Raw genomic sequence first — 15,734 nt, 5'->3', positions numbered from 1 at the left:
ACGCGCCCCAACCACATGACCGCAGCGCCGTTTCGTATCCTCTTGGGTAAAAGCGGCCAGATAGCAGCGGCGGGAGACCTGATCCATGTCGCTGAATGTACTCGTCGTTTGGCCGAGTAACTGGTGGATCTAGGACGGACGCGGCTACGGCGCTCCGAGACTGGTGGATTAATGTATGCGCCAGACCTGCGTGAGTCTCGGTAGCAGCGAATCGAGAAGAGACAACCATCCTGAGATGCCGGACAGCGGCTCCGAACGCGCCTTTCGCACGAAACTTTGGGTACCGCGACAACAATCAAGTGGACGACAATGACGTGGCTAAAGATAAGTCGGTTCGACTGCAGCGATCAAACCAGCTCCTCAACTCCTCGCCAGTTTCCCAAGAGAGCCAATTGTCCTCCACAATGTCATCTTCCACCAGCCGTAATATCGCCCCGCCTGGTTCATGATGCAGCATGTCGTCGACGTTCTTATCCAGTGTCCAGCGCTCTACAATCGCACATAAGAAGTCAGGAGCCCACATGGCAAAAGACACGGCGTGGGTTACTCGTGTTAGGATCTTGCGCACGCCCTTTCCTCTAAAATCTCTGCGTACCCAAAGATCGCCGTGGTAGGCCACTTTTCCGGTCATCTTCTTCGCGCTAGGCGCTGTGCAAATACAACGGTCCTCAGGGTGTGCATGCATGGCAGGGTCGGCATAGAACGCCTTCAGGGATCGAAGATGTTCTGCAAAGTTGGTGTGCGAAAGGTCATACAGTCGAGCTGCTTCTAACCCAGCAACGTTGTTATTTTTGTCTAAGCCTATGATCCAATATCCCTCGCCTTCCTTAATTGGCGAGCGATCCGGCCGAAAGTTCGGAAATGTCGGCCCCTTCGTTGGAGTTGCCCGTGCAATCGAGACATACTCGTGAAAATCGAATCCTATCAGCAGCTTGATGCCATTCTTTTCGGCGGCATTGTCATGTACTTGGAGAGATCGAGCGACGTGGAACGCATTACCCGCGACTGGCATTGCTGCACCCTATCATACTGTGAAGAGTTCCGCCATAACCTGGCGGGGAGTTACTGACTAAAGCTACATCTTCAACGATGGCTCCAGACACTACCTACTTTGGTAAGTAATGGTGCGTTTAATGGCATGTATCAGCATTTGACAGGCGACCGAGCGGTGCTGGGCGCGCGCGGGGTCTATTGGGACAGCCCTGGCGCTTACTCGGTGCCGTGGCGATTGAACGGCGAGATGGTGCGAGCGACGATGGCCGAAGGGATGCTGCGCCACTGTGGCCATCTATCCGATCTGCGCCGGTCAACGCGCCCGCGCCGTCGATCCCAAGCATTTGCGAGCATAGCGCGGAGCCGCGAGCAGCAGGATGACGAATGATGCTCCGACAAGAGCTGAGCCTACGCGAGATCTGGTGCTGCGGTGTGAACGCGAAATCGCCGCAAGAATAGTGGTGAGATGACGCTCAAACTAAGTTCGCGACCTGTCTGCATCGGACCTCTCGGCCCAGCCGTCGCGAGATTCCGGATACGCGAGCTTGCCAGCATACGCTGGATTGCCAATGCCAATAACGTGCTGCTGCTTCGGCCTGGCGTTGGCAAGACGAAGCTGGCGGTTGCGCTTGAGCGAACCGATCCTGGCTAGCCATTCTGTGGTAGTTCAGCGACCACAGTCATTTGCGCAGAAATCACAGCGGGGCTAGGCTCGATGAGTGCATGGCGGCTTTGCCAAGCTAAAGCATTATCGACGAGCTCTGATATACGCTGAGCCTAATGCCGCGCATCAATTCTTGCACGTTGTTAGCTGCCGAGGCGTGATCCAGCCTGCCAGCAACCGCCGCATCGGCGAGTCGGGCTCGACTTTTGGCGACCCTGTGGTCGCCACCCCGATCCTCGATAGTCTGCTGCACCATACTCACGTTATCACGATGTCGGCGACGGTTATCAGGAAGGGATTGATAGACTTTGTCGTCGGCTCGCATCTCGCGATAGTTGAACTTGGTCGTGATGCCGATTGAACCGCCCCGGGTTTGCCGGAGGCTATTTGGTTTAAGTTATGCCGCCATGGCCGGTTGTTCCAGCATGGCGTAGTAGCGTTGCTCGGCTTCGGCTGGCGGGATGTTGCCGATGGGCTCCAGGAGCCGTCGGTTGTTGAACCAGTCCACCCATTCCAGGGTCGCGAACTCGACGGCCTCGAAGCTGCGCCATGGCCCGCGCCGATGGATCACCTCGGCCTTGTAGAGGCCGTTGATGGTTTCGGCGAGAGCGTTGTCATAGGAATCTCCGACACTGCCAACGGAAGGCTCGACGCCAGCTTCAGCCAAGCGCTCGGTGTACTTGATAGAGACGCCTTGGCTACCCCTATCGCTATGATGCACGAGCCCGCCGCGGTGGACCGGTCGGCGATCGTGCAGGGCCTGCTCCAGCGCATCGAGCACGAAGCTGGCGTGCGCCGTGCGCGAGGCCCGCCAGCCCACGATCCTGCGGGCATAGGCGTCGATGACGAAGGCGACGTAGACGAATCCGCTCCAGGTCGCGACATAGGTGAAGTCGGAGAGCCAAAGGACGTTCGGCCTTGGCGCCCTGAACTGGCGGTTGACGTGATCCAGCGGGCATGGCGCGGCCTTGTCGCTGATCGTGGTCTTAACCGGTTTGCCGCGGATAACCCCCTGCAAACCCATGTCCTGCATCAATCGCGACACCGTGCAACGAGCAACATCGAAGCCTTCTCGCTTGAGCTGCCGCCACACCTTGCGCACGCCGTAGACGGAGAAGTTCTCATCGAAGACGCGCCGAACCTCGATCTTCAGCGCGGCGTCCTGCCTGGCTCGCGCCGACAGCTTGGCGGGATCGCGCCGCTTGGCCACATGGGCATGGTAGGTCGAGGGGGCGATCGGCAACACCTTGCAGATCGGCTCGACCCCATGCGCCCCACGATGATCGTCGATGAAGGCGATCATGGCTTGGACCGGCGGTCGAGCTCCGCCATCGCAAAATAAGCGCTTGCCTTGCGCAGGATCTCGTTGGCCTGCCGCAGCTCACGGTTCTCCCGTTCCAGGGCCTTCAGCTTCTCGGCCATCTCAGTCGGGACACCGGCCCGCTGCCCGCTGTCGATCTCGGCCTTCTTGACCCAGTCATGCAGCGTCTGCGGTGTGCAGCCGATCTTGGCCGCAATCGAGGTCACTGCCGCCCAGCGCGACGGGTGCTCGCCGGCGTGATCCAGAACCATCCGAACCGCACGGTCGCGGACTTCAGGCGAAAACTTGTTCGTGGTCTTGCTTGTCATGGCTCCATCCTCTCAGGAGTTGGAGCCTCCGGCAAACCCGGGGCGGTTCACTTGGGCGCTGGCGGCGTTGGAGCTTGAGCCTTCACCATTGGTACCGGCGCAGGCGGCCGCTGCTTAACCTGCGAGGTGGTGATTCCGTATGAGTCTTGGCGGCTCATAATTTTGCCGTGCATCGCGTAGCCGTCGTTTGTCCTGTGCTTATTGGTCATTGCGGCGTCCTCCCGACGGCGGAGTATTTGGAGCCTGCGGCGTACCGGGATCGGCGCTGGCGCGGTGGACGCGTCTGAATTTGAGACGTGCCTGGGTAGTGGCCGCCCTTCATGACGTAGCCTTCGGTGCTGATCGTCGACCTCGTCCGCGAGGTGCCGGAGGCCATGAAGCCATGCCGGATTCAGATCGGAAGCGGCGCCTCTCCCGCCTCGCAGATCGAGCAGAAGAAGGCGGCCTGACGCCTAATCGAGGTTCGACAGCGGAACGCGACGCGCGCGGCGTGCCGCGCTCCCTGGCTGTGCCGCCGAAGCCGGGAAAGACGTCGTCGAACAGTATTTCGCGATGAAGCGTCATGAACGCATCGGCGAGAGAACGAGCGATTGTGCATGGAGCGCGACATTTTAATAAACTGTCCAGCCCGGTGGCGCGCCCGTGCGGCCTAGAAACAGCTATGCTTGGCCCGCGCTCGAGAGCCGACGATCTGCCGCCAATCGTGACCAAGTCGACGACATCAGCGAGTCCACCGCGCCCCCGGCCGTTATGGCAGCCGCGTATCCACGTCTAGTTGAAGGCTCAGGCCCGCAGCCGCGGTCGCATCCACGGGTTGATGCGGCGTCACGGCATCAGAGCCATCATGGCGCGGCCGCGCCGGATGCGGATCACTGACAGCCGCCACGACCTGTCGATCGCCCCGAAGCTGCTCGCATTAGGCAACCGCCGCTTCCGAAGCGCAGCGGCCAGCGAGCAGCAGCGGCTAAACGGTACCGCCGCCACTCGCGTGACTGTCGTTTCCTGGCAGGAACAGGACATTGGCTTGTCGCTGCCATTTCTGGTCATGGACGATTTCCATGGAAGGTCCATGCAAGTCATTCACGGGCGCCCAGCCTCGAGCCAGGATTGCGCCGGCCGCAAGAGCACGTCCGCCCGCCGGATCGGATCGTCCCTCTGAAACGCCTGCTACGGCAGAGCGCAATCCGCCGTGACATGCTTTTCGTCCAATCGGTCGCTGGCGGCCGGCTCTTGTCCGCTGGGGCCGATGGGCGGAGTTGTCGTCGTCGGCAACGCCCAAAGGCTATCCTGTGTATGTTTCACCGGGTCCGCTAACGCCTCAAAGGCTCCCCTCGCATAGGCGCCCTCCCTCAGGTCCGTGTGGGCGGGATTGATCTTGTCGTAGGCGGTCACCGCAGCGGCGGTAACTTGGCTTTTGTCCAGCTCTCGAAGGTAGTCCGCCGACCAGTGGTGGATCGTATATGCTTCAAGTTTGTCCATCATCGACCGCCAGCGCCCGATACGCTCCTCACCCGGCATGTTGACCGCCTGCCAAATTGCCTCCCTGATTTCTTCAGGACGGTTCGGATCCACCAGCCGCGCCTCCTTGTCGTTGAAGTCTTCAGCCGCACCCGCGAACTTCGAGAGCACCAGAACGCCGGGGTCCTTCGGATTCTGTGCAGCAACATATTCTTTCGCGACGAGATTCATGCCGTCACGCAACGGCGTCACGACGCCAACACGCGCAGCGCGGTAAAGACGCGCAAGTGCGGACTGGCTGAACGATTCGTTCTTGTACTGGATCGGGCTCCAGTCGTCCGTGCCGTGCTCGGCATTGACCTCGTTGATCCGGCCCTCCACCTCGTTTTTATACTTCTGATACTCTTCGACGTCGGCGCGTGAGGGGGGCGCGATCTGCAACAGCGAGATGCTGCGCGGCTCGGCCTTCAAAAGCTGATTGAACCCTTCGACCTTTTTGTCGATGCCCTTGGTGTAGTCGAGCCGGTCGACGCCGATCGCAAGCGTGGTGCCCTCGACGATTTTCAGCGAGGACGACACTTTCTCCTGCTCTGCGGGAGACAAGTCTGCAACCAGGTATTCTGCGAACTGCTTCGGATCGATACCGATTGGGAACTTTTGACATCGCGTTTGACCGCGCTCCGAGATCACAACGACATCCTTGCTCTCCAGCCCGAGATGGGAACGCAGACAGGCGAGGAAGTTATTAACGTCCCGGCTCGTCTGAAAGCCCAACAGATCATACTCCAGCATCGACTTCATCAGTTCGCGATGATTGGACACGAGCTTGATCATGTCAGGGGCGGGCCATGGCGTATGCAGGAAAAAGCCGGCCGGCCCTTCGATGCCGAGCTTACGCAGATCGGACGCGAGAGGAAATAAATGATAGTCGTGCACCCAGAATGCGTCCCGATCCTGCAAACCAAATGCCGCGCGCGCGACGAAGTCGTTCATCTCTCGATAGCTGCGGTACCCCGCTTGCGTGCGCGACATCCGGTCCGACAGAGAGTGCAATGCCGGCCACAACGTAGAGTTCGAATAATCTCGATAGTAGCCGGGATAGTGCGCAACCGGAAGATCGAGCTTGGCCACATGGCCTTTGCCAGCCTTCTCGAGCAGCAGAGGCTTCTCAGTCCCGTCGCCGAGGATGTCCGAGGAGAACATCCAGACCGCCCCCGAACATTCCAAGACTGGCTCGAGGCCTGCGGCAAGTCCGCCGCTCTGGGGTTTATTGGGATCGAAGCGAGCGCCGCGGTTCGAAATGACGACCAGCTTCATGTTGGCGGCTGGCCCACCAAATCAAGACGATCGTTAAGGTCGCTCGCGATAACAGGCTGGGAAGGACCTGCACTGGCTTGCTGCTCCAGCTGCAGTGGGATCTCGCTCAGGTGTCGATCAAACGCCGCCTGGCCTATCGTTTCAGGTTGCTGAGCGGCGTGTAATATAGCATCGGGGCTCAATGTTGCCGCTCTGAGAGTGTCATGGACTCGCTCCATTTCGTAACTCCGTTGACGATGCTTCCGTCTGATGCGGTTCGCGGATCAGCCCCCAGTTATTTCTCAGCCCCCATTATTTCCACCTCACAACTTGCCGTGATTGCGAGAAGATCAGCCAGGCTCCGGCGCCGTTCCACGTGCTTGATCCGGCCGGTATCGGTCTTGCCCTTGGCCAGGACCGGGACCGTGGTGTCGTCCCCGTGCAATCGTTCGGCGCTCAGTACGTAGGCCTCGAGGCGCTTGAACAAAGGTTCCAGCGCCGCGGTGCAGCCGCCGACCTGGTCGGCCAAGGTCGACAGACTGATCGGCACGCCCTCCTTGGCATAGCGCGGGACGTCGGTACATCCCGCCCTTGTTCAGAAGCGCCCAGATGATCCGCGCCGTCTTGTTGGCCTGCGCGCCATGCTCCCGCTAGCTCCTCGAAAGTGCCCTCTGGTGGTGCCGCTGGCGCTAAATGCGATTCTGCAATGGCATGAACGATTGAACGACCAACGATCTCAGCCTCGACTTTGGTCAGATTGGTCGGATCGACGCGCCATCTTTCCATTGCACGAGCAGCCCCTCCCTTTGCCCATTGCTCCAACGCAACGTAAGCGCCAATGATCTCGTCTTTACCAACCTTCATTGACCGACCAAACGATTGGCCAGGAGGTCATTCAGGTACGCAGCTCTGCACAATCTTTCAGAGCCAAGTAAGAAGCCAGTGGATTGCGGTCCGCTGATATACTTGCCGCCTGAACGAATCAGTAGATCGGCCCCATTTTGAAGCCAAATGTTGGGAAATCTTGGGACTGCTCCGGCCCCGTCCACAATCAGTGGAATTCCGAGTTGTTTGGAGCGCAGAGCGAGTTGGTCAAAGGACAAGACCGACTTTGGAATATCTGCGGCAACAAGGCATATTGCTGCGATCTTCGCAATTGGAAGCTGATCCAGGTCTGCGGCACGGCCGATAGGAAGCACCATACAACCGACTGCTCGAATTGCATGCTCGTAAGCCATTCGCTGATCGGCAGCGACAACCACCATTTTCTCGCCTCGTAACGGGAGCTTCAGCATCTTTTCTGGATCGTTGCCAGCTACGCAAGCAGCAACCACTTGGCTTACTGCTGCTGCGCTTCCAGCGGTCACGAGCCCCCATTCAGCACCGGTGAGTGCAGCCAAATTTTCGTCCAACCGCTTCCGCCAGTTCATTCAGAATGACGAAGTCTTGACCCGAGGCTTCCATTGCGGCGAACACAGACCGCGTTGGATTGCATCCGCCGTAAGATGTACGTACGCCGGTGCAATTAATGATCGGTTCAACGCCGAGATCCCGGAACACTTGACCTGCAGCGGGGCTGTCATGCGTCGCACGATCGCAATCATCTAAGCTCATTCAAGTACCTCTCTAACACTTTCGGTCAGAGCCGACGCCGATCGCACTGCTGACGTCAAGGAAACAAGAGTAGCTCGGGCGCGTACAAGGTCGGAACCCTGCTCTACCAGCACTCGCGTCTAGCAAAGGAGGCTAGGGCAGTCTTCGCAACCTTCTTTCAAAGATCGACAAGGGCTCGCGCATAACGTCGGAGGTTCGTCTATGCTCAGCATCCAATAGCATGGCGATTTGACAGACGTCGATTAGGCGGCTTTCCCTCCTCCGCGCCACCCATGACGACGGCACGAAGCATGATGTCTACTCAGACCCCCCTGCCGCGTCGCGAGCAAGAGCATCAAAACTCGTGCCACTTCGCTGATGCGACGGACTCCCACTTTGACCTCCTCCGCATGAGTGGACACCTGTAGTAGGCTCGTTGAGCCCGGAGGTGTCGAATGGAACGTCAACGTCGGTCGTTTACTGACGAGTACAAGCGCCAGGCCGCCGAACTGGTGGTGTCGAGCGGTCGCTGGATCGGGTCGGTTGCCAAGGAGCTCGGTCTACGCGACTCGGTGTTGCGACGCTGGGTCGATAAGCTCCGGCAGGAGCCGGCATCGGCGGCGTGGCGCCCCACCACGCAGGCGACGCCGATGTCGGCGGACCAGGCTTCGGAGATCGCGCGCCTGCGCCAGGAGAACGAACGGCTGCGGATGGAGCGCGACATTTTAAAAAACTGTCTAGCACCGCGGCGCGCCTGTGCGGGCTAGAAACAGCCTTGTGCTATCCTCTGCGGCTAGGAGGGTAGCGGCCGTTCGATTATTGGAGGCACAGTCCCCGTTAAAAAACATGGTCCATGGGTACATGCGAACTTGAGAGTGGTGACGTCGCCCTGGCGGCGATCCCGATTAGGAAGATGACGATTGGCATAGCCCAGACCCTCCTGCTTGTCATTGAATGGAGGATTGCCATGCCCAAGAGGACGACCGGTGACCGCCCGGAACTGAAGCCGATCAACGTCGGGGCCGCCGCCATCGACATCGGATCAAGGATGCACATGGCTGCGGTGAAGCCTGCTTGCACCGACGTGCCGGTGCGCGCGTTCGGCACATTCACACAAGACCTGCATGACTTGGCGGATTGGTTCAAAGCGTGCGGCGTTACCAGTGTCGCGATGGAATCCACCGGGGTCTATTGGATCCCGGCCTACGAGGTCCTGGAACAGCGCGGCTTCGAGGTCATTCTGGTCAATGCGCGGTACGCCAAGAATGTGCCCGGGCGCAAAACCGACGTCAGCGATGCCGCTTGGTTACGCCAGCTCCACTCCTATGGCCTGTTACGGGGCAGCTTCCGACCCGATGCCGAGATTGCAACCTTGCGTGCCTATCTACGCCAGCGCGAGCGGCTGGTGGAATATGCTGCCGCCCATATCCAACATATGCAGAAGGCCCTGATGGAGATGAACCTGCAGCTCCATCATGTTGTCACGGATATCACGGGCGCGACTGGCATACGGATTATCCGAGCCATTGTTGCAGGCGAACGCAATCCCGACGTCCTAGCAACCTATCGGGACGTGCGCTGCCATTCATCGATCGAAACGATCCGCGCAGCTCTCGTAGGCAATGACCGGCACGAACATGTCTTCGCGTTGACTCAGTCGCTGGAGCTCTACGACGTTTACCAGGCAAAGATGCTCGCCTGTGATCGCAAGCTCGAAGTCCTGATCAGTGCATTGAACAACAAAGGAGCTCGACCGGTGGGAAAGCTATCCAAGCCACGCATCAAGACCAAGCAGGTCAACACACCCACCTTCGATGTCCGGACCGCGCTGTACGGCGTGCTTGGCGTCGATTTGACTGAGATCCATGGGTTGGGTCCGTCGCTCGCATTGAAGCTCATCGGCGAGTGCGGCACGGATTTAAGGGCATGGCCGAGCGCCAAGCACTTCACTTCCTGGCTCTGCCTCGCACCGGGCAACAAGATCTCGGGCGGCAAGGTGCTGTCTTCGCGCACACGGAGATCGTCCAGTCGGGCGGCTGCGCTGTTGCGGTTGGCAGCCACAACGGTGGGGCGGAGCGATACGGCACTTGGCGCATTCTATCGCCGGCTATCCTCACGTGCGGGCAAGTCGAAGGCGGTGACGGCGACCGCCCGCAAGATTGCGGTCTTGTTCTACAACACACTTCGGCACGGCATGAGCTAAAGGGATCCGGGCGCCGACCACTATGAGCAACAATATCGCAACCGCGTCCTCGCAAACCTTCAGCGCCGGGCCAAATCGTTGGGCTTCGTGTTGCAAGCCATTCCGGGGGACGCTAATCCGGCTGTTTCTTAGCAAGTCGATCGCGATCTTCGCCGGAACCCGGACATGAGCTTTCGCTTCATCGAGGATCACCGCGAGACCTATCCGGTCCGCATGATGTGCGCCGTGCTCGAGGTCTCGCCGGTCTCGGTCGAGCATTGAGGGCCGCGGCCACGGCGGCGATGTCGTCGGCGCTGTGGACGCTCAGGTCGGTGCCTTTACTGACGCAGCAGCCCATTGGTGTTCTCGTTGGTGCCACGCTGCCAGGGGCTTTGCGGATCGCAGAAGTAGACTTGGACACCCGCGTCGATCTTGAGACGATCGTGCTGAGCCATTTCGGCTCCCTGATCCCAGGTCAGCGAACGACGCATCTCTTCGGGCAAGGTGATGATGGTGCGCGTAATCGCGTCGCGCACGGCTTCAGCTCCGTGTCCCGCGAGAGCAGGGCCATTCTTCATGCGTGGAGCTTCGCCATGCCCCGCAAGCCGGGGAAGATGCAGCAACATCGTGAAGCGTGTTGTCCGCTCAACCAGCGTGCCGATCGCCGAGCTGCCAAGACCAAGGATGAGGTCTCCCTCCCAGTGGCCCGGCACCGCGCGATCGGCCGCTTCGGCGGGGCGTTGACTGATCATGATCTCCGGCGAGACAAAGCTCTTGCCTCGCCTGCGTACGCGCGCCCTGGGGACCCGCAATACGCGCCCCGTTCGCAAGCAGGCCGACAGTTCGCGGCGTAGCGCTCCCCGACCCTGAACGAAGAGAGATTGATAGATGGCTTCGTGGCTGATGCGCATCGTCTTGTCGTCCGGGAAGTCGATCGGCAAGCGTCGGGCAATCTGCTCCGGGCTCCAAGCCCTGGCCCATCGCCGATCCTTTCGCGGGCCATGCCGGCGGCCCTTCCACGGAACGGCGGGACCAGGAACGGCAGCGCCACTCGGGGTCATGACCACGCTGGCCAGTCGCTGCTCCAGATAAGTGCGCAACGTTGTGTTGAGCGCAAGCTTAGTCGGTTTGGGCCGACGGGCCGATCGCTCGGCGTGCCATTGGGCTGTCGATGCACGATACTCCAGGCCGCCGCTGCGCGTCGCGGCATTGCGTCGTAGCTCACGGGAGATGGTCGAGGCGGATCGGCCAAGTCGGCGTCCGATCTCGCGTCTCGAAAGGCCCTGAACGCGAAGAAGTGCGATCTCCTCACGTTCCGCAAACGAGAGGTACCGCCCGGACCGCGGCTGGGTTGAAGATCTGAACATCGCTGGTGCCATGCCGCTTGCCTGTCGGAACAATCTGGTTCCGACAGGCTGCGACATACCAGCCGCTAATGCAGCATCCTCGCTGGTCATTCCCTGCGCGATCCCCAACCAGAATCGCTGGAGTTCAGATCGCCCCGCTACCGGCGGCCGTCCCGGTGACGCCAACGGTGCTCGTCCAGAACGGTGTGATCGTCGCTTTCGAATGCCCATCGCAACCTCCTTCGTTCAGGTGTTGCGACGACCGCTTGAATCCGCCCAGTACGCCTCACATGCCTATCGCGATGCTCTTGCCGGCTCCGGCATCACCGCATCCATGAGTCGCAAGGCTGATTGCTACGACAATGCCCCGATGGAGAGCTTCTTCCATACCTTGAAGACCGAGCTCGTCCATCATCGCGACTACAACACCCGCGCCGAGGCCCAGCGCGATATCTTTGCCTTCATCGAGGGCTTCTACAACCGAACCAGGCTCCATTCCGCCATCGGATATATCGCCCCGATCGAAATGGAGCTAAAAGCTGCTTAAACCCGTCCACTTTTTCGGGGGAAGATCACACTTTATTTCTTCTCAATCCGTTCGGCTCTGCGGCACGATCGAAACATGAACGTGGCGAACCCAACAAACCTGACAAGGCGTCGTATCGCTTTTCTTACCGTCAGCGAGCTTTTACCATTCCGTTGACGGTGCAGATCGCGAATTCCTGGGGCATAGAGCAGTCGGCCGGCCAATTGCCGGTTCTGGTCGTATCTCAACGATCGCCGACAAATCACCATCGTTCGCCGATTTGCGGCGTTAGCAACGTGCATCATGTTTTCGGCACTTCAGGCGCAGGGAGAAAACTCTCGCTGCTACCGCTCGATCCGGCGTCGGAGTGCATCTCGATGCTTGCGCAGCAGCGGCGCAGAATCCACATCGGCACGAATCGCATTCCGGACCCGCTCGTGACACTGAGCCAGTTGCGCGCAGGGCCGAACGCCCCCCGTGCGAGTTCGGCTTATTCTGCGCGTGAGAGTAGCGATCATTGATCCTTGAGTGCCAGCCCGCTAAGGCCAAATCACACCTCAATACACTCAAGCGCCTGGAAATCAGCCGCAGAAAACAGGCTGCTGCGGCCCGCCAACCCACCGCCCCAATGATGGGGGATCAGGGGCACGCTCAACCGCATGAAATTTGCAGAAGATCGGTTTAGTCGTTGTGCGGACTTTCGGCCAACAAACCCGTGGAGCTAACAATGACGATCAGCAAAGGCCCGCAGGCATTTCCGCGTTCGGAGTACTTGCGAAGGCTTACTGCGCTGAAATCAGAAATGGTATGGCGCGGCATCGATGCACTTATCGTCAATAATTCGTGCAACATCACGTATCTCACGGGTTACACCGCCCGATCAGCGTACGTACCGCAAGCACTTGTGGTATCAACCCACCAGGAGGAGCCGACATTTATCCTGCGTCGTATGGATGCACCGGCAGCGTTCCATCAGTCGTTCCTTGAGCGCGGAAACGTGATCGGTTATCCAGAGAACCTCATTGCCAATCTTGAGAAGGATGGATTCGATACGGTGATCGACTTCCTGCATGAACTTGGCTTCGCAAAGCGCGGCTTGGGGCTCGAGCTGGGCGAGCTTTCTATGAAGACGGGGCAGAAATTCAAAGAACGGATGCCGAACGCGAGGATCGTGGATTGCACGCACGCAATAGACTGGATCCGGAGCGTCAAATCGGATCTAGAGATATCGATTATGCGAGAAGCCGCCGCAATTGCGGATGCTGCAATCATGCGCGCGGCAGAAGTTATTAGGCCTGGCGTCCGGGAAGCTGATGTCATGGCCGAGATCGCTGCTGCGCTCGCCCGTGGTGCCAATGGGAAGGCAGGGACCGATTTTGCAAGCATGTTCTTCTGTTCGTCTCCCCGCACGGGTACGTGCCACATTCCCTGGAGCGAAGACATCATTCGCGAAGGCTCACAGATCAACATTGAGCTTGGTGGCGTGCGGCATGGCTACGTTTCCGCGATCATGCGCACCTTCTCGGTAGGCCAGCCCTCTGATCGTCTACGCCGCCTGCACCAAGCAGAAGTTTCCGGTCTGGAAGCTGCCCTGAACACCGTCCGGCCCGGTGCAACCTGTAGCGACGTTGCGTGCGCGTTCTATCGGACGATTGAAAAAAATGGCTTCAAAAAGGAATCCCGCTGTGGGTATGCCATTGGCATCGACTGGAGGGAGCCTACCGCGAGCCTGAGGGAGGGGGACATGACAGAGTTGAAGCCGAACATGACGTTCCATCTGATGCTGGGCAACTGGATCGAGGAGGATTTCGGCTACGTCATCAGCGAAACATTCCGCGTTACCGAGACCGGCGCAGAGGCATTGACCCGTGCACCACGCAAACTTTTTGAACTTTGCTAAGGAGTGTGGGGAACTTCAGATGAGCATCGCCGATGAACTCGGAGCCATCGCCCGTGCAGAACCTCCAAAGTGGTTGAGCGGGGTCGATTTCTGGGACGGAGCAGCGTTTGAGATTGCAAGTTTTTTGGTTTGAAGCCGGAGAGCCTGCAGACTCATTTTTGCGATTGATGAGATGGGAGGACCCTTCGCGGCGCCACCTCTCGCACACCACCGGGCGTACGGGTCTGGACCACGGCGGTTAGACCAGGTAAGCCGGCACAGGCATGGAGATTCGGGAGAGGCCAAGAGAGTTGAACACATGGTTTTGTAGAGCGTGTTGAGCCGCCGGGTATCCGGACATGCGCCGGGGTTCCGTCGGTGAACCGGCAGCGAGCGATGCGGCGGACTTCGCGATGCCGAGGCGGCGAAGCTCTGGGAATCGGTTATGCCCGTTCCGCCATTGCGGCCAGAGATACAAACGCAGTCTGCGGCGGATCCGGGCTTCGAAGTTCGTTTGAACGCGCAGGGTCTGACCGAAGCCGAAGTACCCGCGCCACCAGATGAGGTATGGTTTGCGATCATCGGCTGCAAACTATCTCTCGCGTCCGGCACGCGATTTCTCGGATTCGGTCTTTGAACCCGTCGAGAGCTTTGGGCGCAATGGTTCGCTCGCTCCCGTCATTCGCAATGCCGAATCCGAGAAATTTACCTTCCTCGGGTCGCCACCGCGCTTTTGGGCTCGTTGACTTTCAAGCGGAGCTTGTCGGCCAGGACTCGGCTTATCGAAGCCATCCCCTTTCGGTGGTGCGGTGGCTGCGAAAATAAATGTTGCTGTGTGTCATCCTCGTAACGGCAGAACCGATGACCACGTCGATCCAGTTCTATGCCGAGTTCGTCGAGCACGAAAGAGCTGAGGAAGGCCTCGTCCACCGGTCGGACCAAACCGCCTTCCAATACCGGCATTCAAGGAATGCCCGGAAGCTTGAGCACGCATTTATCGGGTATCCGAGCGGAGGCGCGCGAGATCAGGATGTCGTGGTTGCTTCAATCGAAAATTACTTCCGAATCAATCGAGATCAACCACTAGGTTGTACCCATCGGCGACGCAAGCTGTGCCCGGGACTAGAGCCTGGTGGGCGGACCGCTTAGGCTGAACCCGAAACTGTGCTCCGAAAACCTCGGATCCCATCCCTTTTTGGAGAACTTGCAACACGGCTTGTTGAACAGGCGGTCGAGGACAGTGGGAACTCCGAGTTACCTGCCCCCGCCATCCGGGTTGCGATTTCGACTTAACCGGCTGCGGCCGGTAGTTTCCGTCGAGCAATTTGAGTCGAATGTTTGACCATTGCTGACTCAGAAACGCCTTCGCGTCATCAATGCTCACCCCATCAACGCCTGGGCTTCCTTTGTTCCTTTCAGCGCGCGTCCACGCTCTTACGAGGTTCTCTCGGTCGCAGACCTCCTCTATCAGTTGTTCTCAGCCGGATTTTCGATGGCTGATTTCGCCATGAATGGCTTGGTCTCCTCGTCACCTTGTGCATTCGGGCCCTCAACTATCGTTTCGGGCTCCGCCTCTCTGTTTTCTCCACCTTCTGCCCTTGGAGTGCCTCAGTAGCCTTGCCGACAGCCTGTTCTCACACGCCCTCAGCCGACTTCTGCCCGGCGGTCAGATGGCCTCGCGCCTGACTAACGCTTGGCACTCTTGATCGATGTGGACTTCGCACGACCTGGTAGCGCCGCGCCACCATCCTGCGCCTGCGTTCGGTCTCCGCGTCAGGCGTCCAGATTCATGGTAGGTACCTCGCCCCGCCGACTTGTGAACGTGCCCGCATCGATCTTGTCGGCCTTGACGTGAGCCTGGGCAATCGCCTTCACCTGCAAGGGATTGCGGACAATTACCCGCGCCACGAATGGCGCCAGAACTCGCGACACGACCGCCAGGCTGTTGCTGGCTAACTCACCGAAAGTTCGTTGGACGTTGATGCCACTCACCCGTCGCATTAGCACCTCCTATCAGATACATGACACACGAGTTGCCGGCGACACGACACTACGGGTACGCGCTCTCGGCGCCAACCGGGCGGCTCGCTGAGATGTCTACGAATTGGAGCTCTCGGCTCATCGTGTATCGGCCTGCTCGCACTTCGTGCGAGCTATCGCCAAATTTT

At 59.2% G+C, this 15,734-nt stretch carries 11 protein-coding genes, 5 pseudogenes and 1 other annotated feature; of the genes and pseudogenes, 8 read left to right on the top strand and 8 right to left on the bottom strand.

What is annotated here, in order from left to right; all coding sequences use genetic code 11:
• Window positions 1-295: 295 nt before the first annotated feature.
• Window positions 296-1,012 (bottom strand): hypothetical protein, encoded by a 717-nt coding sequence (locus FXV83_RS32830; protein ID WP_148743713.1) that lies wholly within the window; start codon window positions 1,010-1,012, stop codon window positions 296-298.
• A 447-nt stretch (window positions 1,013-1,459) separates the two neighbouring features.
• Between FXV83_RS32830 and FXV83_RS32825 the strand changes: the two genes are divergently transcribed.
• Together FXV83_RS32825 and FXV83_RS44990 are read left to right on the top strand one after the other, a co-directional pair.
• On the top strand, window positions 1,460-1,645 hold the full coding sequence (locus FXV83_RS32825; RefSeq protein WP_235940360.1) for an ATP-binding protein: 186 nt from the start codon (window positions 1,460-1,462) through the stop codon (window positions 1,643-1,645).
• A gap of 67 nt (window positions 1,646-1,712) precedes the next feature.
• Entirely contained in the window at window positions 1,713-2,018 is a 306-nt protein-coding gene (locus FXV83_RS44990) for an ATP-binding protein (protein WP_430648963.1), read from the top strand.
• A 36-nt stretch (window positions 2,019-2,054) separates the two neighbouring features.
• On the opposite strand, the gene FXV83_RS32815 is transcribed toward FXV83_RS44990, so the two are convergent.
• Window positions 2,055-3,286, bottom strand: a protein-coding gene (locus tag FXV83_RS32815) for an IS3 family transposase (protein ID WP_148743712.1) whose coding sequence is annotated in 2 segments (ribosomal slippage) — window positions 2,055-2,995 and window positions 2,995-3,286 — 1,233 coding nt in all. Because the reading frame shifts where the segments join, the coding sequence is not laid out codon by codon here.
• Window positions 2,886-3,002: a sequence feature (AL1L pseudoknot), on the bottom strand. (Overlaps the previous gene by 117 nt.)
• A 335-nt stretch (window positions 3,287-3,621) precedes the next feature.
• On the opposite strand from FXV83_RS32815, the pseudogene FXV83_RS32810 reads away from it, so the two are divergent.
• A pseudogene (locus tag FXV83_RS32810) lies at window positions 3,622-3,735 on the top strand (heat-shock protein); the annotation flags it as partial.
• Between the two features lie 395 nt (window positions 3,736-4,130).
• Window positions 4,131-4,445: a hypothetical protein gene (locus tag FXV83_RS32805; RefSeq protein WP_148743711.1), complete on the top strand. Its 315-nt coding sequence runs from the start codon at window positions 4,131-4,133 to the stop codon at window positions 4,443-4,445.
• A gap of 8 nt (window positions 4,446-4,453) precedes the next feature.
• Here the strand turns inward: FXV83_RS32805 and FXV83_RS32800 are convergent, their stop codons facing one another.
• The 3 genes and pseudogenes from FXV83_RS32800 to FXV83_RS32790 all read right to left on the bottom strand — a co-directional run bounded on the left by FXV83_RS32800 (window position 4,454) and on the right by FXV83_RS32790 (window position 7,452).
• On the bottom strand, window positions 4,454-6,061 hold the full coding sequence (locus FXV83_RS32800) for an alpha,alpha-trehalose-phosphate synthase (UDP-forming) (RefSeq protein WP_148743710.1): 1,608 nt from the start codon (window positions 6,059-6,061) through the stop codon (window positions 4,454-4,456).
• Window positions 6,062-6,422: 361 nt separating this feature from the next.
• Window positions 6,423-6,608 (bottom strand): annotated as a pseudogene (locus tag FXV83_RS32795) (IS66 family transposase); the annotation flags it as partial.
• A gap of 292 nt (window positions 6,609-6,900) precedes the next feature.
• Window positions 6,901-7,452: a hypothetical protein gene (locus FXV83_RS32790; protein ID WP_148743709.1), complete on the bottom strand. Its 552-nt coding sequence runs from the start codon at window positions 7,450-7,452 to the stop codon at window positions 6,901-6,903.
• Window positions 7,453-8,088: 636 nt separating this feature from the next.
• On the opposite strand from FXV83_RS32790, the gene FXV83_RS32785 reads away from it, so the two are divergent.
• Both FXV83_RS32785 and FXV83_RS32780 read left to right on the top strand, forming a co-directional pair.
• Window positions 8,089-8,400: a transposase gene (locus tag FXV83_RS32785; protein WP_148743708.1), complete on the top strand. Its 312-nt coding sequence runs from the start codon at window positions 8,089-8,091 to the stop codon at window positions 8,398-8,400.
• Between the two features lie 200 nt (window positions 8,401-8,600).
• Window positions 8,601-9,968: pseudogene (locus tag FXV83_RS32780) on the top strand (IS110 family RNA-guided transposase).
• Between the two features lie 46 nt (window positions 9,969-10,014).
• Here the strand turns inward: FXV83_RS32780 and FXV83_RS32775 are convergent.
• Window positions 10,015-11,392 (bottom strand): annotated as a pseudogene (locus tag FXV83_RS32775) (IS30 family transposase).
• A 46-nt stretch (window positions 11,393-11,438) separates the two neighbouring features.
• Between FXV83_RS32775 and FXV83_RS32770 the strand changes: the two are divergent.
• Window positions 11,439-11,708 (top strand): annotated as a pseudogene (locus FXV83_RS32770) (integrase core domain-containing protein); the annotation flags it as partial.
• 706 nt (window positions 11,709-12,414) lie between these two features.
• Complete coding sequence (locus FXV83_RS32765) at window positions 12,415-13,587, top strand: M24 family metallopeptidase (protein ID WP_148743707.1); 1,173 nt, start codon at window positions 12,415-12,417, stop codon at window positions 13,585-13,587.
• Window positions 13,588-13,825: 238 nt separating this feature from the next.
• Here the strand turns inward: FXV83_RS32765 and FXV83_RS45525 are convergent, their stop codons facing one another.
• Both FXV83_RS45525 and FXV83_RS32760 read right to left on the bottom strand, forming a co-directional pair.
• On the bottom strand, window positions 13,826-14,092 hold the full coding sequence (locus FXV83_RS45525) for a hypothetical protein (protein WP_430648964.1): 267 nt from the start codon (window positions 14,090-14,092) through the stop codon (window positions 13,826-13,828).
• Window positions 14,093-15,339: 1,247 nt separating this feature from the next.
• Window positions 15,340-15,567 carry a hypothetical protein gene (locus tag FXV83_RS32760; protein WP_235940359.1) on the bottom strand — a complete coding sequence of 76 codons (228 nt, stop codon included), beginning with the start codon at window positions 15,565-15,567 and terminating at the stop codon, window positions 15,340-15,342.
• Window positions 15,568-15,734: the final 167 nt, after the last annotated feature.

The sequence above is a fragment of the Bradyrhizobium hipponense genome (genome assembly GCF_008123965.1).
GTDB classification, from domain to species: Bacteria; Pseudomonadota; Alphaproteobacteria; order Rhizobiales; family Xanthobacteraceae; genus Bradyrhizobium; species Bradyrhizobium hipponense.
Note: the sequence above shows the minus strand (reverse complement) of the source record. Positions and strands in the feature narration are given on the sequence as shown.

What these genes read in the sequence shown, in the direction of transcription:
- FXV83_RS32830 (WP_148743713.1), bottom strand. Translation starts at nt 1,012, where the DNA reads ATGCCAGTCGCGGGTAATGCGTTCCACGTCGCTCGATCTCTCCAAGTA.
- FXV83_RS32825 (WP_235940360.1), top strand. Translation starts at nt 1,460, where the DNA reads ATGACGCTCAAACTAAGTTCGCGACCTGTCTGCATCGGACCTCTCGGC.
- FXV83_RS32805 (WP_148743711.1), top strand. Translation starts at nt 4,131, where the DNA reads ATGGCGCGGCCGCGCCGGATGCGGATCACTGACAGCCGCCACGACCTG.
- FXV83_RS32800 (WP_148743710.1), bottom strand. Translation starts at nt 6,061, where the DNA reads ATGAAGCTGGTCGTCATTTCGAACCGCGGCGCTCGCTTCGATCCCAAT.
- FXV83_RS32785 (WP_148743708.1), top strand. Translation starts at nt 8,089, where the DNA reads ATGGAACGTCAACGTCGGTCGTTTACTGACGAGTACAAGCGCCAGGCC.
- FXV83_RS32765 (WP_148743707.1), top strand. Translation starts at nt 12,415, where the DNA reads ATGACGATCAGCAAAGGCCCGCAGGCATTTCCGCGTTCGGAGTACTTG.
- FXV83_RS32760 (WP_235940359.1), bottom strand. Translation starts at nt 15,567, where the DNA reads ATGCGACGGGTGAGTGGCATCAACGTCCAACGAACTTTCGGTGAGTTA.